Annotated in this window: 19 protein-coding genes; 7 read left to right on the top strand and 12 right to left on the bottom strand. The window is 70.6% G+C overall.

The window, feature by feature from the left end:
- The first annotated feature begins 19 nt into the window (after window positions 1-19).
- From ngcE to Vau01_RS14670, 3 genes are read left to right on the top strand one after another with little or no spacing between them, the layout of a single operon-like run.
- A complete protein-coding gene (gene ngcE / locus Vau01_RS14680) occupies window positions 20-1,429 on the top strand; it encodes an N-acetylglucosamine/diacetylchitobiose ABC transporter substrate-binding protein (RefSeq protein WP_203992253.1) in 1,410 nt (469 codons plus the stop codon).
- Window positions 1,429-2,349, top strand: coding sequence for a carbohydrate ABC transporter permease (locus Vau01_RS14675; protein ID WP_203992251.1), 921 nt, complete (start codon window positions 1,429-1,431; stop codon window positions 2,347-2,349). The genes ngcE and Vau01_RS14675 overlap by 1 nt, the downstream gene beginning before the upstream one ends.
- Window positions 2,349-3,287, top strand: a complete 939-nt coding sequence (locus Vau01_RS14670) for a carbohydrate ABC transporter permease (RefSeq protein WP_203992249.1) — start codon at window positions 2,349-2,351, stop codon at window positions 3,285-3,287. Before Vau01_RS14675 ends, Vau01_RS14670 begins: the two co-directional genes overlap by 1 nt.
- A 58-nt stretch (window positions 3,288-3,345) precedes the next feature.
- On the opposite strand, the gene Vau01_RS14665 is transcribed toward Vau01_RS14670, so the two are convergent.
- A complete protein-coding gene (locus tag Vau01_RS14665; protein WP_203992247.1) occupies window positions 3,346-3,855 on the bottom strand; it encodes a hypothetical protein in 510 nt (169 codons plus the stop codon).
- A 208-nt stretch (window positions 3,856-4,063) separates the two neighbouring features.
- Between Vau01_RS14665 and Vau01_RS14660 the strand changes: the two genes are divergently transcribed.
- Both Vau01_RS14660 and Vau01_RS14655 read left to right on the top strand, forming a co-directional pair.
- Complete coding sequence (locus Vau01_RS14660) at window positions 4,064-4,396, top strand: PadR family transcriptional regulator (protein WP_203992245.1); 333 nt, start codon at window positions 4,064-4,066, stop codon at window positions 4,394-4,396.
- 51 nt (window positions 4,397-4,447) lie between these two features.
- A complete protein-coding gene (locus tag Vau01_RS14655) occupies window positions 4,448-5,320 on the top strand; it encodes a hypothetical protein (RefSeq protein WP_203992243.1) in 873 nt (290 codons plus the stop codon).
- A 46-nt stretch (window positions 5,321-5,366) separates the two neighbouring features.
- On the opposite strand, the gene Vau01_RS14650 is transcribed toward Vau01_RS14655, so the two are convergent.
- Window positions 5,367-6,320, bottom strand: coding sequence for an aldo/keto reductase (locus tag Vau01_RS14650; RefSeq protein WP_203992241.1), 954 nt, complete (start codon window positions 6,318-6,320; stop codon window positions 5,367-5,369).
- Between the two features lie 34 nt (window positions 6,321-6,354).
- On the bottom strand, window positions 6,355-7,500 hold the full coding sequence (gene rho / locus Vau01_RS14645) for a transcription termination factor Rho (protein ID WP_203992238.1): 1,146 nt from the start codon (window positions 7,498-7,500) through the stop codon (window positions 6,355-6,357).
- A 296-nt stretch (window positions 7,501-7,796) separates the two neighbouring features.
- Between rho and Vau01_RS14640 the strand changes: the two genes are divergently transcribed.
- A complete protein-coding gene (locus tag Vau01_RS14640) occupies window positions 7,797-8,192 on the top strand; it encodes a hypothetical protein (protein ID WP_203992236.1) in 396 nt (131 codons plus the stop codon).
- Here Vau01_RS14640 and Vau01_RS14635 read toward each other — a convergent pair.
- From Vau01_RS14635 to Vau01_RS14595, 9 genes are read right to left on the bottom strand one after another with little or no spacing between them, the layout of a single operon-like run.
- A complete protein-coding gene (locus tag Vau01_RS14635) occupies window positions 8,170-8,793 on the bottom strand; it encodes a maleylpyruvate isomerase family mycothiol-dependent enzyme (RefSeq protein ID WP_203992234.1) in 624 nt (207 codons plus the stop codon). The two genes, Vau01_RS14640 and Vau01_RS14635, sit on opposite strands and share 23 nt — an antisense overlap.
- Entirely contained in the window at window positions 8,790-9,353 is a 564-nt protein-coding gene (locus Vau01_RS14630) for a TetR/AcrR family transcriptional regulator (RefSeq protein ID WP_203992232.1), read from the bottom strand. The genes Vau01_RS14635 and Vau01_RS14630 overlap by 4 nt, the downstream gene beginning before the upstream one ends.
- Before the next feature lie 44 nt (window positions 9,354-9,397).
- Window positions 9,398-10,762: an alkaline phosphatase family protein gene (locus tag Vau01_RS14625; protein WP_203992230.1), complete on the bottom strand. Its 1,365-nt coding sequence runs from the start codon at window positions 10,760-10,762 to the stop codon at window positions 9,398-9,400.
- The gene (gene eboE / locus Vau01_RS14620) at window positions 10,759-11,907 is read right to left on the bottom strand and encodes a metabolite traffic protein EboE (protein WP_203992228.1); all 1,149 of its coding nucleotides are present in this window, start codon (window positions 11,905-11,907) and stop codon (window positions 10,759-10,761) included. The genes Vau01_RS14625 and eboE overlap by 4 nt, the downstream gene beginning before the upstream one ends.
- The gene (locus tag Vau01_RS14615) at window positions 11,907-12,758 is read right to left on the bottom strand and encodes a TatD family hydrolase (RefSeq protein ID WP_203992226.1); all 852 of its coding nucleotides are present in this window, start codon (window positions 12,756-12,758) and stop codon (window positions 11,907-11,909) included. The genes eboE and Vau01_RS14615 overlap by 1 nt, the downstream gene beginning before the upstream one ends.
- Window positions 12,758-13,366 carry an EboA domain-containing protein gene (locus Vau01_RS14610; protein WP_203992223.1) on the bottom strand — a complete coding sequence of 203 codons (609 nt, stop codon included), beginning with the start codon at window positions 13,364-13,366 and terminating at the stop codon, window positions 12,758-12,760. Before Vau01_RS14610 ends, Vau01_RS14615 begins: the two co-directional genes overlap by 1 nt.
- Entirely contained in the window at window positions 13,356-14,213 is an 858-nt protein-coding gene (locus Vau01_RS14605; protein WP_203992221.1) for a sugar phosphate isomerase/epimerase family protein, read from the bottom strand. Before Vau01_RS14605 ends, Vau01_RS14610 begins: the two co-directional genes overlap by 11 nt.
- The gene (locus Vau01_RS14600; RefSeq protein ID WP_203992219.1) at window positions 14,210-15,091 is read right to left on the bottom strand and encodes an SCO3242 family prenyltransferase; all 882 of its coding nucleotides are present in this window, start codon (window positions 15,089-15,091) and stop codon (window positions 14,210-14,212) included. Before Vau01_RS14600 ends, Vau01_RS14605 begins: the two co-directional genes overlap by 4 nt.
- A complete protein-coding gene (locus Vau01_RS14595; RefSeq protein WP_203992217.1) occupies window positions 15,088-16,233 on the bottom strand; it encodes an inositol-3-phosphate synthase in 1,146 nt (381 codons plus the stop codon). The genes Vau01_RS14600 and Vau01_RS14595 overlap by 4 nt, the downstream gene beginning before the upstream one ends.
- A gap of 257 nt (window positions 16,234-16,490) precedes the next feature.
- Here Vau01_RS14595 and Vau01_RS14590 point away from each other — a divergent pair, with 257 nt between their 5' ends.
- The gene (locus Vau01_RS14590; RefSeq protein WP_203992215.1) at window positions 16,491-19,916 is read left to right on the top strand and encodes a galactose-binding domain-containing protein; all 3,426 of its coding nucleotides are present in this window, start codon (window positions 16,491-16,493) and stop codon (window positions 19,914-19,916) included.
- Window positions 19,917-20,171: the final 255 nt, after the last annotated feature.

The raw sequence follows: 20,171 nt of genomic DNA, 5'->3' as shown, positions 1-20,171 counted from the left end.
ATAGGGCAGGAGCAACGACATGGCACAAACGATCAGTCGGCGCGGCTTACTGCACGCGGGGGCCGCTGTCGGCGCGATGGCCGGCGCGAGCGCGCTGACCGGTTGCGCGATGGGCGGCGACGACAAGAAGGACGACGCCAAGGCGGACGCCAACGCCGCCAACCCGTTGGGCGTCAAGGAGGACGCGCCGCTGGAAGTGGTCATCTTCAACGGCGGCTTCGGCGAGGAGTACGCGAAGTCGCACGAGGCGATGTACAAGGAGCGCTGGCCGAAGGCCGAGATCAAGCACTCCGCCACCCAGCAGATCTCGCAGACGCTGCAGCCGCGGTTCGTCGCCGGTGACCCGCCGGACGTCGTGAACAACTCGGGCAGCAGCCAGATCGACTTCAACGGCCTCGTGTCGCAGGGCGCGCTGGCCGACCTCGGCGACCTGCTCGCCGCGCCCAGCCTCGACGACCCGAAGAAGACGGTCAAGGACACGATCCTGCCCGGCGTGGTCGACGCCGGCTCGTACGACGGCAAGTTCCTGTCGCTCAACTACGCGTACTCCGCCTACGGCATCTGGTACTCGCAGAAGCTGTTCAACGACAAGGGTTGGCAGTACCCGAAGACCTGGGACGAGATGATCTCGCTGTGCCGCACCATCAAGGCGGCCGGCATGAACCCGTGGACCTACACCGGCGTGCACGCCCGCTACATGAGCTGGCCGATCCTCATGGCCGCGGCGAAGCTCGGCGGCACCGACGTGCTCAAGGCGATCGACAACCTCGAACCCAACGCGTGGAAGCACGAGGCGGTCAAGGCCGCCGCCGACGCGTACTACCAGCTCGCGGTCGACGGGTTCCTCCAGCCCGGCGCCGAGGGCATGGACCATATCAAGGCGCAGACCGAGTGGTGCAACGGCAACGCCGTGTTCATCTCGTGCGGCTCGTGGCTGGAGAACGAGCAGAAGGCGGTGACGCCGCCCGGGTTCAACATGGCCGTCGCGCCGCCGCCCAGCCTCACCAAGGGCGACAAGCTGCCGTTCGAGGCGTTCCGGGGCACCGGCAGTGAGCCGTTCATCGTGCCGGCCAAGGCGAAGAACGGGCGTGGCGGGCTGGAGTACCTGCGGGTCATGCTGTCGAAGAAGGGCGCCTCCGACTTCACCCGGAAGGTCAGCAGCCTCACGGTGGTCGCCGGGTCGGCGGAGGGTATCGAGCTGGGACCCGGTCTCACCTCGGTGACCAAGATGATCCAGGGGGCCGGGAAGAACACGTTCAACTGGCTCTACAACTCGTACTACCGCAAGCTGGAGCGCAACCTGGTCAACTCCGCGTGCGCCGACCTCCTTGCCAAGCGCATCAACTCGGCGCAGTTCGTCGACCAGTGCCAGAAAGGCGCCGACGAGATCGCGAAGGACGACACGATCAAGAAGTTCAAGCGGGTCTGATGTCGGTCAGGAACAGGTGGAGCAGGCGGCTGTTCGTCGCGACCTTCCTCGTGCCGCCGCTGCTGCTGTACGGGATCTTCGTGGTGTCGCCGTACGCGCAGGCGTTCCAGATCGCCGGCACGAACTGGGGCGGGCTGTCGCCCGACTACGACTTCGTCGGTCTCGACAACTTCCGGCGGATCGTCGACGACAAGTACTTCTGGAACGCGTTGAAACACAACGCGATCCTGCTGGTGCTGCTGCCGGTGGTGACGATCGTGCTCGGCCTGTTCTTCGCGTCGATGATCAGCGTCGGCGGCCGGCGGGACCGGGTGGGAGTGCACGGGGTGCGCGGTGCCGGCGTGTACCGCGTCGTGTACTTCTTCCCGCAGGTGCTGTCGGTCGCCATCATCGGCGTGCTGTGGAAGGAGATGTACTCGCCGAACAGCGGCCTGATCAACGGTGCGCTGGAGGCGGTGGGGCTGGGCTCGTTGGCCCAGCCCTGGTTGGGTGACCCGCGGTTCGCGTTCTGGTGCGTCGCGCTGGTCCTCCTGTGGAGCAACGTCGGGTTCTACGTGGTGCTGTTCAGCGCCGCGATGCAGTCGATCCCGCGGGACATCTACGAGGCGGCCCTGCTCGACGGCGCGAACCGCGTCACCACTCTGCTACGGGTCACCGTTCCGCTGGTGTGGGACACGATCCAGGTCGCGTGGGTGTACCTGGCGATCCTCGCCATCGACGCGTTCGCCGTGGTACAGATCATCACCGACGGCGGCCCCGGGTTCTCCTCCGACGTGGTGGGGCTCCGGCTGTACGACACCGCGTTCAAGGAGGCACACTTCGGATACGCGTCGGCGATCGGGGTCGCGATGTTCTTCCTCACGCTGACGGTGGCGGCGATGTTCTTGCGGGTCACCCGCCGAGACCGGGTGGAGCTCTGATGGCTGAAGCAGTTGATTTGTCGCCGAAGGAGGCGACGGGGCTCACGACGTCCACAAAGGACGAACAGACGGAGCGCGAGCCGACCCCGAAGCCGGCGCGCGACGGCGGCCGTATCGTTCCCCTTCTCTCGCACGGTTTCCTGATCGCCTGGGCGCTGCTCACCACGCTGCCGCTGCTGTGGGCGGTGCTCAGTTCGTTCAAGAGCGACCAGGAGATTCTCACCGACCCGTGGGGGCTGCCGGGCGAACTGCGGTGGGAGAACTGGGGCCGGGCGTGGAACGAGGCGCACATCGGCCGGTACTTCCTCAACAGCGCCATCGTGGTGATCGGTGCGCTCTTCCTGACGATGCTCTTCGGCGCGATGGCGGCGTACGTGCTGGCGCGGTACCGGTTCCGCGGCAGCCGCGTGGTGTACTACGCGTTCGTCGGCGGCATGATGTTCCCGGTGTTCCTGGCGCTGGTGCCGCTGTTCTTCGTGGTGAAGAACCTCGGGCTGCTGGGCACGCTGCCGGGGCTCATCCTCGTGTACGCGGCGTACTCGTTGCCGTTCACCGTCTTCTTCCTCACCGCGTTCTTCCGCACGCTGCCGAACTCGGTGGCGGAGGCCGCGATGGTCGACGGCTGCGGCCACTATGGACTGTTCTTCCGCGTGATGCTGCCGATGGCCCGGCCGGGGCTGGTGAGCGTCGGCATCTTCAACTTCCTGTTCCAGTGGAACCAGTACGTGTTGCCGATCGTGCTGATGCAGGGCGAGGGCGCGGAGAAGCGTTGGGTGCTGGCGCAGGGGCTCACGGCGCTCGCGGTGAACGAGGGCTACCAGGGCGACTTCAGCGGCCTGTTCGCGGGAATGTCGATCGCGATGCTGCCGGTGCTGATCGGGTACATCGCGTTCCACCGCCAGGTGCAGAGCGGGCTGGCGGCCGGCCAGTTGCGGTAGCCGGTTCGCGGTGTGGGGCGGAGCACCTGCTCTGCTCTGCCCCACACCGAACATGCGTTCAGTTGTTGGAGAACTGTCCGAGGGAGGTGATGCTGTAGTTCTCGTACGAATAGCGGTAACCGCCCGACACCTGCTTGAGGGTGTCCTCTACCCAGTCGAAGTTGCACATGACCCAGAGGTTGTGCCCCAGTGAGTTGCGGCACCACCGGGCATTGACGTTGCCGCTGCCGCTGTGGATCCTCGCCAACGCCGAGTTGCCGTCGGCCTCCAGATCCTGGACGTACACGAAGTCACCGGCGTAGACGATGCACACCTTGACGCGGAAGATTGCGTTGGAATAGCACCTCGCGTCGCTCGGTGGTGCGGTCGTCGCGACACCGGTCTGACACGACACCGACGCGTACACGCATTCGGGCAGGTAGTTGTCACCGGAGGCCATGCTCGGTGCGGGTGTGGCGAACACGGCGGCGGCGGTGGCCACCAGAGCGAGGAAGGCCGCCCGGACCGGGCGGCGGCGGCCGAGCCGAGACCGGGAGGGGGTCGTCAGGGCCGTTTTCACATGACTCACTAGCAAGAATCCTCCACGAATTCGGGTGAGGGCACCCCCGGACCCTCGGCGACAGAGAGGGACATTCTCGTGCGGAACGGCCATTGATAGTGCGTTTTCGATGTGTGAGATGAGCCGGTGTGCCGGCGCCCGGTGATCAGCGACGAGCGGCCGTCTGGCATGATCATCTGCGGCTTGCATAGTCGCGTAACGCGTATATAGTTCTCGCATGAGTATAAGTTTGCGGGCGCCGAGCTACTTCGTGCTGGCGGCGCTGCTCGACGGGCCGCGGCACGGCTACGTGATCCTCGGTGCCGTGGAGGCGTTGTCGGAGGGGTCGGTGACGCTGGCGACCGGCAGTCTCTACGCGGTGCTCGACCGGCTCAGTGGCGCGGGGCTGGTCGAGGTCACCAGCGAGGAGACCGTCAACGGGCGCACCCGGCGCTACTACGCGCTGACGTCCGCCGGGCGCGAGGCCGTCACCGCCGAGGCCGCGCGGCTCGCGTCGGCCGCGAAGATGGTGACGGACCCGAAGGCCCGGGCCCGGGTGGCGTTCGCATGACGCGCGACGACACGGATCCCTGCCTCCACGACCGCGGAGCGGGGTGCGGTCATGAGTGACGTCCTCGCCCGCCGGTACCTGGCCGTGATGCGCGCCTATCCGGAGGGCTACCGCCGGGAACGTGGCGAGGAGATCCTCGCGACCCTCATGGAGCGCGCCGGGCACCGGCGCTGGCCACCGGCCCGGGAGGTGCTGGGACTGTTGTCGGGCGCGCTCCAGGCCCGGTTGTCGCCGGGCGGTCCGGTTGTCCGCGCATGGGCCGGCGGACTACGCGTGGCCGTGCTCGTGTTGCTCGCACTCGAACTGGCCGAGCACGCCGTCCGGTTGACGGATGCGTACCCACGAGGGCGGATCAACCTGGTACTGCTGGCGTGCGGCCTGGTGGCGTTCCACGCGGTGCTGCGCGGCCGCGGCGTCGTGGCCGTGCTCGCCACCGTGGGCTGGCAGGCCGCGGTGATCCGGGCCGGACACTGGTCGCCCGCGTTGGCGGTCGCGACGGTCCTCCTTCTGGCATTGATCGCGGTCGGGCTCCGGGAGCGGCCAGCCGCGCTGAGTGCGGGGTGGTGGTCCATGGTGCCCGCCGCCACGCTGGTGCTGCACTGGCCGGAGCTCTCGTGGCCGGAGCTCGCCTGGGTGGGCTCGATGAACGGTTGGGACTACCGGCAGGCGGTGACGATCACGGTGATCGCGCTGCTCGCCGTGGCGACGCTGCTCGACACGCGGGCCGCGTTCGTGGCGGCCGGGCTTGCGGTGTGGCAGAGCGTGCAGGAGGTGCTGCTCATCACCTGGGCCGGCGACAACCCGGCGAACACCATCTTCACCGACCTGTACGTCACCACCTGGGGTGTCGTCGCGGCCCTCCTGGCCGTGGCCCTGCTCCTGGGTGGGCACCTGCTCGCCCGTCGCCGGGCGTCGCTGGTCTGAGTTCGCGGCGGGCGGGCCGTCCACTGTGGACCGGCCCGCCGCCGTCCTACCCGCGCAGCGCGTTCACCGCAGCCAGTTCGTCGGCCGACAGTGGACCCTGCTCGGCGGCGGCCACGCACTCGGCCAGCTCCGCCCGGTTCTTGACGCCCAGCACCACGGTCGCCACGCCGGGAACGCTGAGGGCGTAACGGTGGGCGAGCACCGCCGCCGGTTGGCCGAGTTCGGCGGCCAGCTTGCGGAACGGCTCGGCCCGGGCGAAGTCGCGCACCGCGGGGTGGTCCGTCTCCAGTGGACGGTCGAGAGCGGCGCACAGGGAACCCGCTGCCACCGCGCGGATGGCGATCACCGGCACGCCCGCATCCGTTGCGGCTGAAGCGATCTCGGGGTTGCGCGGCCTGTCGACGTCACCGTACGGCCACATGTCGCCGCTCATGTCGAGCGCGTTGACGATCACCTGTGCCGCGTCGGGTCTCGGGTCGGTGCCGACCGCGTCGAGGACCTGGCGCGGAACACCGACCCCGGTGATGCCCCACGCGCGGATCGTGCCCGCGGCGCGCAGCCGCTCGAACTCCGGCACCACCACGTCGCGGTAGCGGCTCCAGCCGAGGTTGTCGGGCGCCGACACCGACCGGTCGTCGGGGTCGAGCTGGGTGTGCAGGAGATACAGGTCGAGGTGGTCGCGGCCGATGCGCTTCAGGCTCGCGCGAAGGCTCTCCCGCATCTCGGCGACCGGGTCGTCGATCCGGCGTTCGGAGAGCTGCACCTTCGTGGTGATCAGAATATCGGACGCGGGACGCGCGTCGCCGACCACGCGCTCCGACTCGAAGTCCGTTCCGTAGCTGGGCGCCAGGTCGAGATGGGTGATCCCGGCGTCGATCGCCGCGTGCACGGTCGCCACCGCCTCCGCGCGGTCGGTGGTTCCCCACACCTGACCGATGCCGCCACCGCCGAGGGTGAGCGCGCTGACCGTGCCGAGCCGTCCGAAGTTCCGCGTCTCCATGCCGGAGACGGTAGGACTTCGAGTTCGCTCGAAGTCAAGCCGCGATGAGGCGGTACAGGAACTCGGCGTTGGATCCGGTGCGGCGCAGGCGGTCGAGCAACTGGTCGAGGGCCTGGGCGGGGGGAAGCTGGGCGAGCGCGCGCCGCAACGCGTGGGTGGCGGCCAGCTCCTGCGGGTCCATCAGAAGGTCGTCGCGGCGGGTGCCGGACGCGGTGATGTCGATCGCGGGGAACACGCGGCGTTCGGCGATGCGGCGGTCGAGCCGGAGTTCGGCGTTGCCGGTGCCCTTGTACTCCTCGAACAGGACGCCGTCGCCGACCGAACCGGTGTCGACGAGCGCGCTGGCGATGACCGTCAGCGAACCGGCTGATTCGGTGTTGCGCGCGGCGCCGAGCAGCCGCTTGGGTGCCTGCAGCGCCGCGGAGTCGATGCCGCCGGTGAGCGTGCGGCCGCCGCCGGGCGCGGCGTTGTTGTGGGCGCGGCCGAGCCGCGTGATGGAATCGACGATGACGACGACGTCGCGGCCGAGTTCCACCATGCGCTTGGCGCGCTCGATGGTGAGGTCGGCGACCGCGATGTGGTCGGCCGGCGACCGGTCGAACGTCGACGCCACGACCTCGCCCTTGACGACCCGCCGCATCTCGGTGACCTCTTCGGGCCGCTCGTCGACGAGCAGCACGATGAGGTGGCACTCGGGATGGTTGCGCGACACCGCGTCGGCGATCTCGCGCAGCACCGTGGTCTTGCCCGCCTTGGGCGGCGACACGATGAGCGCGCGCTGGCCCTTGCCGAGCGGCATCACGAGGTCGATGACGCGGGTGGACATGAGGTGCGCGTCGGTTTCGAGGCGGATCCGCTCGTCGGGGTGGGTGGCCGACAGCGACTCGAACTCGGGGCGCTTGCGCCCGCCGGGCTCGCGGCCGTTGATCGACCGTACCTCGGTGAGGGTGTGGTCGGTCGCGGTGCCCGCGACGTGGTCGCCGGGACGCAGGTCGAGGCGCTCGACGAGAGCCGGCGGGACGCGGACGTCGCCGGGCTCCGGGAGGTAGCTCGTGGTGCGCAGCGACGCCTTGCCGCGGTGCAGTGCCAGGGTTCCGGTGACCGGTGTGGCACCGGTGGTTTCGGGTGGTGCGGCGGTGGGCCGGGTGCGGCGCCGCCGGGGAACGTCGGTGATTGTCATACGGTTCTCCGTTGCGCGTGGGTACGGTGAGCCAGCCGTGCGCCTCTCGACGGTCGCACGGTGTCGTTTCAGGGCGGTTTCGCGAAACAGAGGATTTTCGCTGCCCGGCTCAAGAGAGATGACCAACCCGGGGGAGCGCTCAACACGCGCTGAACATCCGGTGGTACTGGCAACTGCTGATTTGTCGCCGAGAGAGGCGACTGCGCCGAGAGTAGCTCGCCGATCGCGGGTTGTCCAGTTATGTAAGTGCGGACACGCGTCGGCTGTGCGACGGTTGCGGCGTGACGGATCCTTTCGTGACAGAGCCGCCCGCGCCCGTCATGGTGCCGCTCGCCGAGCCGCGGCCGCCCACCCCGGCCGAGGCCGCGGTCGTCACCGCGCTGGTCGCGCACACCGGTAACGCCGCCCTGCGCGCGCAGGGCGAGTCGGTCACGGTCGTGTCGACGTGCTCGTGCGGCTGCGCGTCGGTCGGGCTACGAACCGACGGCCCGCCACTGTCCACCGTCGACATGCTGGCGCTGAGCGGCCTCGGCCGCGACGACTGGTTCGCCGTGCGCGCGTCCCATGACGGCACAGACGTCGTGGTGCACGTGCTGAGTGGCCGGCTGGGCGAGCTGGAGGTGTACGCGGGGGACGGGGTCGCGGTCCCGTTGCCGGAACCGGCCGGGCTCACCGACGTCGAAGTGTACTGACGCCGTCGCCGGTCAGCCGGGCCAGACCCGCCGGGCGGCCGGTGAGCAGCAGCACCACGGCGTCGATCGGGCCGCGCACCTCGGCGCCGTCGCCCACCGTCCAGTCCACGTCGGACGCCGCGATCCGGTAGCCGGCCAACCGTTTCCGGGCGTGGAACGGCCAGCCCAGCCGCCACACCCGGTCGGCCACCGCCCGCGTCGCCGCCGGATCCGTCTCCAGTGGACGGTCCAGCGGCACGGCGATGTCGAGCCCGTGCACGGTGATGTCGATGAGCGTCTCGCGGAACGTCACCCCGACGTTGTGCCGCCGCGAGCCGACCATCGCGCGGATCCCCGCGACGAGGTCGCCGGTGGGCAGCTTCGCGCGGTCGCGGGCCATCTCGAGCGTCAGCCGGGTCACGCCGGTCCGGTGCCGGAGCAGTGCGCGGAGGCCCTGTCCGATGGTGATCTGCTGCAGGGTCAGGTGTGCGGCCACGTCGCGGACGGTCCACCCGTCGCACAGCGACGGCCGTCGCCACTCGTCGTCGGTGAGCGATTCGAGCAGGGCCATCACGCGTAGCCGCTGTGCGTCGATCGCCGCCCAGCCCTCGTCCTCGTTCATGGTCTCTCCTCGATGAGCGCGGTCAGGAGCGCGTCGAGCCGGGGGAACGGGTCGAACGCGGGGTCCGGGATCGCGAGCTCGTGGAGCACCACCCCGGTGTAGTAGTTGGCGACGAGGTGCATGTCGCGTTCCGGGTCGGTGGAGCCGGCCAGCCGCAGCCACGCCATCACCCACGTGTTGATCCGCGCGCCGGTCTCCATCAGCTGGGCGCGCAGTTCCGGGCGCCGGGCCGCTTCCACGAGCATCGAGTACCGGCACAGCGTCAGGGTGCGGTGCGTGCGGGTGGCGTCGTGGGCGACGCGGGCCAGCACCCAGGCCAGTTCCGCGGGCGTGGTCGGCGGGGTGCCGGCGCTCACGGTGTCCCAGTGGGCGCGTTCCCGGGCCGCGACCCGCTCGACGATCCCGTCGAACAGCGCGTCGCGGCTGCGGAACACGTTCGACGTCGACCCCGCGGGCAGCCCGGCGGCGGCGTCGACCGCGCGATGGGTGACGGCCCGCACGCCGCTGTCGCCCAGCAGGGAGATGGCGGCGTCGAGCAGTTCCTCGCGGCGGTTACCCACGAGGTGAGACTACACTTGTAGTCCTGTTAACAACAGGTGTAGTTTCAGATGAGACCCAGGAGGAGATCCTTCACCTCGGTCGCGGCCACCGACCCGCGCGGGTTCGCTGGATCGGAGCAGATGATGACCGGCGCGTCCCGCGGGTCGTCGGGTAGGCGGCCGTGCGACCCGCGGACCGCACGGGCGCCCGCGTCGAGACCGACCACCGACATCAGGTAGCGCATGCCGATCTTCTTGCGGAGCAACGCCTTCGCCGCGCGGGCCTTCGCCGCGCCCGGGTTCGCCGGGTCGAAGAACAGCTCGGCCGGGTCGTAGCCGGGCTTGCGGTGGATCTCCACCAGCTTCGCGAAGTCGGGCGCGCGGTCGTCGTCGAGCCAGTAGTAGTACGTGAACCACGCGTCGGGCTCGGCCACCAGCACCAGCTCGCCGGACCGTTCGTGGTCGAGGCCGTGCGCCGCCTTTCCGTCCGCGTCCAGTACTTCCGCGACGCCCGCCACGCCCGCGCACAGCTTGGCCACGGCGGGGACGTCGGCCGGATCCTTCACGTACACGTGCGCGATCTGGTGGTCGGCGACGGCGAACGCGCGCGACGTCCACGGGTCCAGGTACTCCATTCCGGCCTGGGTGTAGACGGTCAGCAGCCCCTCGGCGCGCAGCGCCCGGTTGATGTCGACCGGCCGCGACACCGGCGTGATGCCGTACTCCGACAGCACCACGACCGTCGCGTCCGTGGCCGAATCGAGCAGCGGCGTCAGCGTCTCGTCGAGATCGCCGGCCGCCTTCGCCGCGGCGGGGGAGTCGGGGCCGAACCGCTGCAGGTCGTAGTCGAGGTGCGGGACATAGACCAGCGTCAGGTCGGGGTTGTGCGTGTCGCGGATGCGCCGGGCCGCCTTCACGATCCAATCGGACGACGCGATGCCGGCGCCCGCGCCCCAGTAACTGAACAACGGGAACGTGCCCAGGGCGTCCGTCAGGTCGTCGTGGAGCGACGGTGGATCCGTGTAGCAGTCGGGATCCTTGCGCCCGTCGGCGTGGTAGACGGGACGCGGCGTCACGGTCCAGTTGACGTCGGCGCCCATCGCGTACCACCAGCACACGTTGGCGACGGTGAAGTCGGGCTTCCGCCTGCGCGCCGCGTGCCACAGCTTCTCGCCGCCGACGAGCCCGTTGTGCTGGCGCCACAGGAAGACCTCGCCGAGGTCCCGGAAGTACCAGCCGTTGCCGACGATCCCGTGTTCGGCGGGCAGCGCGCCGGTGAGGAACGTCGACTGCACCGAGCAGGTGACGGCGGGCAGCACCGTCCCCAGTGGAGCCTGCCACCCGCCGTCGGCCAGTTTCCGCAGCCGCGGCATGTGTTCCAGCAGTTTCGGCGTCAGGCCGACCACGTCCAGTACGAGCACGGGCGTCACGACGGCAGCTCCTTCAGGTCGAGGTCGGTGAGGCGGTCGCGGGCCCACGCCAGTTCGGCGGCGATCCCGGCGGCCAGTTGGGCCGGCGTCTCCGGGCGCGAGCCGGGTGGCAGCACGTGCCAGGTGTAGGTCTCGACGTCGAGGTGGTCGCAGCCGGCCACGGAGCCGCCGACCAGTTCCTCCAACGCCTCCGTGAGGACGCCGGTGGTCGCCCGCAGCGGCGGCACGGGATCGGCGTGCAGGGGGACGTGGTAGTGCACCCGCCACGGCGATCGCGCCGCCTCACCCAGTGCTTCCGGCAGGTCGTCGGTCGACAGCCCGTCCCAGCCGCGGGTCTGGTGCAGGAACCGCGGTTCGACGTAGCCGCGCAGCGCGTCGAGGTCGCCCGCCGGGTCGGTGCTCTCCAGCGCCGCCGACACCTGGGTCTTCACGACGGGAAGCCCGGCGGCGCGCAGCCGGCCCAGCGCGGCCGCCGGTTCCTCCCACGCGCACGCCAGGTGCGCGAGGTCCAGACAGACACCGATGTACCGGGTGTCCACATCGGACAGTTCGGTGACGGCCTGCGCCGTGCTCTCCACGACGCAGCCGGGTTCGGGCTCGACCGCGATCCGGATGAGCCGGCCGGTGCGGCTCTCCAGCGCGGCCAGTTCGCGGGCCAGCATGCCGAGGGACCGTCGGCAGGCGTCGGAGCGCTCCGGTGACCACGGCTGCCGCCAGGCCAGCGGCAGCGTCGAGATCGAGCCGCGGGCGGCGTCGGCCGGCAACAGGTCGGCCAGGACCGTCGCCAGGTTCACCGTGTACCGCAGCCGCTGCGGCTCGGTCCAGTCGGGCCGGTACACCGCGTACTTGACCACCGGGTCCTGGAACGCGGCGTAGGGGAATCCATTGAGCGTCACCACTTCCAGGCCGCGCTCGTCGAGCGCGGTCCGCAACCACCGGCGGGCGGCCGGATCGGCCGCGAGTTCCGCCGCGACCGGTGCCGCGAGCCACAGCCCGAGCCCGAGCACCGCGCTGCCCAACCGCAGCCGCACCGGTAGCGCGTACGTGTCGAGCTGGGCGACGATGCCGGCGAGATCCTCCGCGGCGTGCACGTTGGTGCAGTAGGACAGGTGCACCACGGTGCCGTCGCGGTGGTGCAGGCGCATCAGCCGCCGCCGCGGGCGATGGAGCTGCCCGCGAACGTCGCCGCCGGTGCCTCGATGTCGGAGAGGTCGAGCCGCCCCGACTGGCCGTAGAACTCGACCGGGTTGCGCCACAGCACGCGGTCGACGTCGTCCTCGCTGAACCCGGCGGCCAGCATCGCCTTCGCGGTCTCGACGGTGAGTAGCGGGTCGGAGTGGCCCCAGTCGGCCGCGGAGTTCACCAGCATCCGCTCCAGGCCGTGCTCCTTGAGGATCTGCACCATGCGCGGCGGCGACATCTTGGTCTCGGGGTAGATCGAGAAGCCCATCCAGCACCCGGTGTCGCGCACCAGCGGCACGGTGACCTCGTTGAGGTGGTCGATCAGCACCATGCCGGTGTCCATCGTGGACTCGTCGACGACGTCGAGCGTCCGCCGGGTGCCGGCGGCCTTGTCGCGGTGCGGGGTGTGCACGAGCACCGGCAGTTCCGACCCGAGCGCCATCGCCAGCTGGGTGGCCAGCGCCTTGTCCTCGGCCGGCGTCATCGAGTCGTAGCCGATCTCGCCGACCGCGACCACACCGTCCTTCTCCAGGTAGCGCGGCATCAGGTCGAGCACGCCGAGGCACCGCGGATCGTTGGCCTCCTTGGGGTTCAGCGCGATCGTCGCGTGGTGGCGGATGCCGAACTGCGACGCCCGGTACGGCTCCCAGCCGATCAGCGAGTCGAAGTAGTCGACGAACGAGCCGGTGTTGGTGCGCGGCTGGCCGAGCCAGAACGCCGGCTCGACGACCGCGCGCACGCCGGCGTCGGCCATCCGGCGGTAGTCGTCGGTGGTGCGGGAGGTCATGTGGATGTGGGGGTCGAAGATGCGCATCACCGCTCCTTTTGCAGTGCGAGCCGGTCGAGCAGCGCCACCGCGTCGGCCGGCATGGTGCGTCCGGCGGCGAGGCGCTCCTCCGCGAGCGCCGCGAGCATCGCCGCGAGTTCGCCGTCGGCGCGTTCGTCGAGGGCGTCCACATGGGACAGCGGGACGCCCATGAACACGCACTTGATCACACCCTGCCGCCAGGTCGCGACGTCGAGGTGCGTGGCGTAGGGGCCGAGGGCGGCGGCCACGAGCCGGGTGTCGTTGGTGCGCAACGCGTCGTGCAGCACGGGCGCGGCGGCCGCGCCGATCGGCAGCAGCGGCAGGGCCAGCAGGACCGCGAGCCGCTCGGCGGCGTCACCCTGCTGGTACACGGCGACGATCCGCTCGACCTTGTCGGGCGTGCCGGTGAGCGCGGCGAGCAGCAGCGCGCGTCCGGCCCGGCCACCGGTCCATTGTGGACACCCGGGTAACGGCTCGCGGCCGAGCCGGCGGTCGGCCTGGGCGAAGAAGCGTCCGATGGTGTCGGGGTCCGCGCGGACGCTCGCCTCCGCGCCGGTGAGCCAGGAATAGTTGGGGACGCCCGAGAGCGTGGCCCGCAGGTCGTCAAGCGTCATGCGCACCTCCTGCTTGTCTCAGGAACTCCAGCGACCGGCGCGCGACCTCCGGTGCGGCGTGCGAGTGCCGGGGGAGTTCCACCGCGACCAGGCCGCGGTACCCGCCCTCGCGCAGGGCACGCAGCACCGGCGGGAAGTCGATCTCGCCGCTGCCGAACTCCAGGTGCTCGTGCACACCCCGCACCATGTCGTCGATCTGGACGTTCACCAGATGCTCCGCCACGTCTGCCACGCACTCGGGAACACCGATCGGCTCCAGGCACCGGCAGTGTCCGATGTCGAGGGTCAGCCCGAACGCCGGTGGCGCGCCGAGGTCCGCGCGCAGCCGCCGCCAGCCGGCGATGTCCTCGACCAGCATGCCGGGCTCCGGTTCGAACCCGATCGGCACGCCTGCGCCGGCCGCCGCGTCGACAACCTCGGCGACGCCGTCGACGAGCCGCTTCCACGCCGTGTCGGCGTCCACATCGGACGGTCGCACCCCGGCCCAGCACGAGACGGCCTCGGCACCGAGGTCGGCGCCGATCGCCACCGCGCGGCGCAGGAAGTCGATCCGCACGGCGCGGTCGTCGTGCAGGAACGTCGGTGCGTGCTTGCGCCACGGGTCGAGCAGGTACCGGGCCCCGGTCTCGACGACCACGCCGAGGTTCCGGTCGCGCAGGAGGTCGGCGGTGCGGGCGATCTCGCGGGCCAGGCCGGGGGAGAACGGGTCGAGGTGGTCGTGGTCGAGGGTCAGCGCGACGCCCGTGTAGCCGAGGTCGGCGATGACCGTGATCGCGTCGGCCAGCCGGTGGTTGGCGAACCCGTTGGTCCCGTAGCCGAACCGTAGGCCGGGGGCGCGCGTGCTCATGTCGGCGAGATCCAGCGGGCGAGTGCGCGGCCGATCGGTGCGGCGGCGGCCACGAGCACGCCGGCGAGCGGTGCGCCGGCGCGGGCGGTCAGCGCGCCCTGGAGGGCGGGCAGCGCGGTGATCCCGGCGCCGACGGCGGCCCGGACCGTAGGCGCCGCCGGGTCGGTGAGCACGCGTGCCTGTGCGACGCCGTACTGCCGGGCGTAATCCGCCACGAGGACCGTCGCGGTCGTCGTACCCGGAGGGGGCTGTGCGCGTCTCAGATAAGGGATGTGGCCCGGAACGGCCGCGACCGCGCCGGCCACCGCGGCGGTCGTGACCAACGTCGCGGCGGCGACGCGCGGCCTCGTGCCACCGACCTCGCCGCGCGACAACGCGGTGACCGTGTACGTGTGGACGCCCACCGCCAGCGCCGCCGGAACCGCGCGCGCGACCCGCCCGGTGCTCGCACCGAGGAGCACGTCGAGCGCCCGGCAGGCGGCCATCGCGAGCGGACCGGCGTTGGTGTTCTTGGCCTTCAGGTCGTACGCCCACACCGCCGCGGCGAGCGGGCCGGCCACCGACAACGCGCGCCGGCCACCGGTCGCACCGGCGATCGCGATCCCGGCGGCGGTCAGTCCGGCGGCCACACCGAGCGCGGCGGGCGCCGAAACGCGGCCGGACGGGATCGGCCGGTCGGGGCGCTCGGTCGCGTCGAGGTCGCGGTCGGCCCAGTCGTTGGCGGCCATTCCGGCCCAGTACAGGCAGACCGAGGCGCACGCGAGGCCGGCGGTGCGGCGGTCGAGAACGCCGGCGGCGGCCGCACCGGCCACGACGTCGCCGGGCACCGAGAGGGCGGCGGGGGCGCGGACGAGTTCGGCCAGCGCGCCGGGTCTCATGTGGACAGTCCCCGGGCGAAGTCGACGAGGGTCGTCCACTGCTCGGTCAGCCCGGCGGAGGAGGAGCCGAGCGGATCCTTGAAGAAGAACGCCAACTCCGGCAGCGGACCGGCGCGCCCGGCCAGCTGCGCGGCGGCGGTGAGCCGGCCGAGGTCGAGCACCAGCGGCGCCGCGAGCGCGGAATCGCAGCCGTGCCAGGTGAATTCGACGCGCATGCCGGTGCCCAGGAAGCCGGAGAACGTGATGAGGTCCCACGCGGTCTTGAAGTCGCCGATGTCCTCGACGTAGTCGATGCGGCTGGTGCCCTGCGGCTGGTAGCCGAGCACGTCGCTGAGCACGCGCTGCTTGCTGGCCACCTTCGCCGCGTTGGCGGCCGGATCGGCGAGGTTGGCGCCGTCGCCGCCGCCGAGCAGGTTGATGCCGCTCCAGGTGTTCACGCGCAGGTTCCGCAGCGCGAACATCGGCGCCAGCACCGACTTGACGAGCGTCTCGCCGGTCTTGCCGTCGTTGCCGGCGTAGGGGACGCCGTTCGCCAGCGCGAGTTCGTGCAGCGCCGGCAGCCGCGCGCCGGTGGACGGCGTGAAGTCGACGTAGCCGCAGCCCGCCGAGAACGCGGCGTACGCGGCGAGCGCGCTGGGCGGGAGCACCGGTTCGCGTATGAGCGCGGACCGCAACGACGCCAGGTCGGCGTGGGCGGGGTGCGGGGGCGGCGCGGGCTCGGTGGTGGACACGTTGATGACCGCCACGCTGTCGAGCGCGTGCCGCTCGCGGAACGCGGTGACGTCGGCGGCGATCAGGCCGGCCGTGTCCGCCTGGGCGGCCCCGGCCGGCAGCGCGCGGAGATCGTCCTCGTGCGCCGTGAGTTCGGCGGCGAGCGCGGCCACCAGCCGGGCCGGCACCACGCCGGCCGCGCCGAGCGCCTCGGCCTTCTTGAGGACCGGGGTGGGGACGACGTCGTGGCCGCCGATCACCAGATCGGACCAGCCGGCCAGCCCGGCCGCTGCCAACAGGGGTGCCAGCGCGGGTGACTCGGTGACGCATCCGGTCGGCTCGACGAGTCGCGCCCGCAGTGCGAGGGCACCGACCGTGGCGGTGACCGCCACCGACCCGCGCGCTCCGATCAGCCAGATGCCCGTTCGCATGTCGTGCCTTTCACTGGGCGGGACCGAACGCTATCTCAGGGTCGGGCGGAAAGAAAAGAGTGATGAGTGGCCAACTTTCGATATAGACCGACAAAAGTTCGTAGATCTTCGATGGAAGTCCTGGACACGCGGTTCGGCGCCTCCTACGCTGACCCGCAGCGACCGGCTTATCGGCGAAGTCGTCGCCGATGCTTCAGGCATCGGCACGTCGCGTTTGTGTATGGAACCGCCCACCATCACGACGCTCAGGAGCCTTCATGCACCGACGCTGGTATCGCCGTGCGCTCGCAGCGGCAGCCTTCCTTCTCGCCGTCACCGCGCAGGCGCCACCTGCCCTCGCCGCCGCCCCACCGCCGCAGGAGCCGGGCCTGACCCTGCGCGTCTTCGATGTGCAGACCTCGCTCACCAAGCTCTGCACGCTGAAGCCCGGTCAGACCCCCAACATCGACCGGCTCGTGCCGCTGGCGGACGTCACCGACTTCGGGATCGCCGACAACTTCGTGTCGCAACTGCTGGGCAACATCAACATCGCCACGGCCGGCACCCACACGTTCCGGCTGCTCAGCGACGACGGGTCCCGCCTGATCATCGACGGCGCGACCGTGATCGACCACGACGGCCTGCACGGCGTCACCGCCAAGGACGGCGCGGTCGCCCTCACCACCGGCTACCACTCGCTGCGCATCGACCACTTCGACGCGACCGTCGACCAGCAGGTGACCCTGCAGTGGCAGCCGCCGGGGGCCAGCGGGTTCGTCACCGTGCCGAACTCGGTGCTCAGCACCGACGCGGGCGTCGTGCGCGTCACCGCGCCCGGACGCAAGGAGTGCGAGGCGAGCGGTGACTCGCCGGGTGACGGGCTGCCGCTCACCTCGGTGCACCCCGGCTACACGCTGACCAACCTGCGGCCCAGCGGCTTCGAGCCGCAGGTCACCGGCATGGACTTCTTCGCCGACGGGCGCCTGGCCATCACCACGTGGGGCGGCACCGACAACCTGCTCGGCGAGGTCTGGATTCTCGGCAACGTCACCGGCGCCACCAGCCCGGCCCAGGTGACGCGCACCCGCTTCGCGTCGGGTCTCAAGGAACCGATGGGCATCAAGATCGTCGACGGGATCATCTACGTCTCCGAGAAGCAGCGGCTGACCGAACTGACGGACACCAACGGCGACGGCGTCGCCGACGTCTACCGCCAGGTGGCGACGTGGCCGTTCGGCGGCAACTTCCACGAGTTCGCGTTCGGGCTGCTGTACCAGAGCGGGTTCTTCTACCTGAACCTCTCCGTCTCCATCAACTACGGCGGCGCCACCACCGACCCGCAGCCGGCGCCGAACCGCGGCACCACGATCCGCGTCAACCGCTCGACCGGCGCGGTCGAGTACATGGCCGGCGGCCTGCGGACCCCGCACGGCATCGGCTTCGGGCCGGAGGGCGGCATCTTCGTCACCGACAACCAGGGTGGCTGGCTGCCGTCGTCGAAGCTGTTGCACATCAAGCAGAACCGCTTCTTCAACCACTACATGAACCCGGCCGGCCCGTTCGACAACCAGCCGGTCACCAAGCCGGTGCTGTGGATGCCGCAGAACGAGATCGCCAACTCGCCGAGCACGCCGCTGTGGGTCCAGAACGGCCCGTACGCCGGGCAGATGCTGATCTCCGACGTCACGTACGGCGGGATCCAGCGCGGGTACCTGGAGAAGGTCAACGGCGAGTACCAGGGCGCGCTGTTCCGGCTCACGCAGGGCCTCGAGGCGGGCGTCACCGAACTGATGCAGGGTCCCGACGGCGCGATCTACGCCGGCGGCCTCGGCGCCGACGGCAACTGGGGCCAGGAGGGCAAGCTCAAGTTCGGCCTCCAGAAGATCACCCCGAACGGCGCCGCGGTGTTCGACATGCTCGCGATGCGCGCGCTGCCCAACGGGTTCGAGATCGAGTACACCCAACCGCTCTCGACCGAGACGGCCACCGCGCTGGCGTCGAAGTACAAGATCTCGCAGTGGCGGTACCAGCCGACCGCCGCGTACGGCGGACCGAAGATCGACGAGCAGACGCTGTCGGTCTCGTCGGCGTCGGTGTCCGCCGACGGCCGCAAGGTGACGCTGGTGATCCCCGGCCTGCTGCCCGACCGCGTGGTGTACGTGCGCTCGCCGAAGCCGTTCTCCTCGTCGACCGGCCAGTCCCTGTGGAGCACCGAGGCGTGGTACACGCTCAACGCGATCCCCGGCCAGGTCGCCGAGACCAACCTCGCGCTCGGCAAGGCGGCCACCGCCGACTCGTCGTGCAGCGCCACCGAGGGCCCGGCCAAGGCCGTCAACGGCAGCGTCGCGCAGGGCAACAGCGACAAGTGGTGCTCGCTGGGCGCCACGAAGTGGCTGCAGGTCGACCTCGGCTCGGCGCAGACCGTGAACCGGCTGGTGGTCAAGCACGCCGGTGCCGGCGGCGAGGACGCCGCCTGGAACACGCGCGACTTCAACCTCCAGGTCAGTTCCAACGGGACGACGTGGAGCACGGTCGCCACGGTGACGGCGAACACGGCGTCGACGACCACGCACACGATCACGCCGGTGTCGGCCAGATACCTGCGGTTGAACGTCACCACGCCGACGAGCAACGGCAACGCGGCCGCGCGCATCTACGAGTTCGAGGCGTACGGCGGCGGTACGCAGCCGCCGCAGACCACGAACCTGGCGCTGGGCAGGGTCGCCACCGCCGACTCCTCGTGCAACGCCAACGAGGCACCGGCGAAGGCGGTCAACGGCACCGTCAACGGCGGCAACACCGACAAGTGGTGCTCCACCGGGGCCTCGAAGTGGCTGCAGGTCGACCTCGGCGCGGCGCGGAACGTCTCCCGCTTCGTGGTGAAGCACGCGGGTGCGGGCGGCGAGAACACCGCCTGGAACACGCGGGACTTCACGCTGCAGGTCAGCTCCAACGCGTCCACCTGGACCACGGTCGCGACGGTGACCGGCAACACGGCCTCGACCACGACGCACGACTTCACCGCGGTCTCGGCCAGATACGTGCGGCTGAACATCTCGTCGTCCGGTTCGGACGGGGCCGCGCGCATCTACGAGTTCGAGGCGTGGGGCACCGGCGGCGCCGGCCGGGTGACGCTGTTCGACGGCACGAACCTGAACGCCTGGGAGCACACCAACGGCGCGGCGGCCACCTGGCCGGTGTCCGGCGGCTCGGCCGAGGTGCTCGGCGGCGACATCCGGTCGAAGCAGGCGTTCGGCGACTTCACGCTGCACGTCGAGTTCTGGATCCCGAACCTCCCGCCGGAGGTCACCGGGCAGGCGCGCGGCAACAGCGGCGTCTACCTTCAGGACCGGTACGAACTGCAGGTGCTCGACTCGTTCGGCAAGGCACCGGCGACGAACGAGTGCGGCGCGTTCTACGAGAAGCGGGCGCCCGACAGCAACCGGGCCACCGCACCGGAGACGTGGCAGACGTACGAGCTGACGTTCCGGGCCGCCCGGTACAACGGCACCACGAAGACCGAGAACGCGCGCGTGACGCTGACCTGGAACGGCGTCGTCGTGCACAACAACGTCGAGATCAACGGCTCCACCGGCGGCGGCGCGGCCGAGAGCCCGGCCGTGGGCCCGATCCGCCTCCAGGACCACGGTGACGCGGGCGCCAACGTCCGCTACCGCAACATCTGGGTCGATCCCGTCGTCTGAGCATCGCCCCGCCCCCGAGCGACGGCGGCCACAGCTCCTGTGGCCGCCGTCGCCCGTGCTCGCCGGCCGCCTACCGGTTCCCGCGGCGGTAGATCGAGCGTCGTTTGTCGCGGCGGGTGGGCGCGGTGCCAGACAGCCTTCGAGATCAGAGTTCCGCGTCCATGATCCAAAGCGGTGCGACGTTTTCGCGGACAAATCAGACACGGGACAGCAGAAACGTCGCACCGCTTTCGATCATGGAGCCCTGGAACCCTG

This window comes from Virgisporangium aurantiacum, assembly GCF_016863635.1.
GTDB lineage: Bacteria > Actinomycetota > Actinomycetes > Mycobacteriales > Micromonosporaceae > Virgisporangium > Virgisporangium aurantiacum.
The sequence above is the reverse complement of the archived record's forward strand: the minus strand, read 5'-3'. Positions and strand labels throughout refer to the sequence as shown.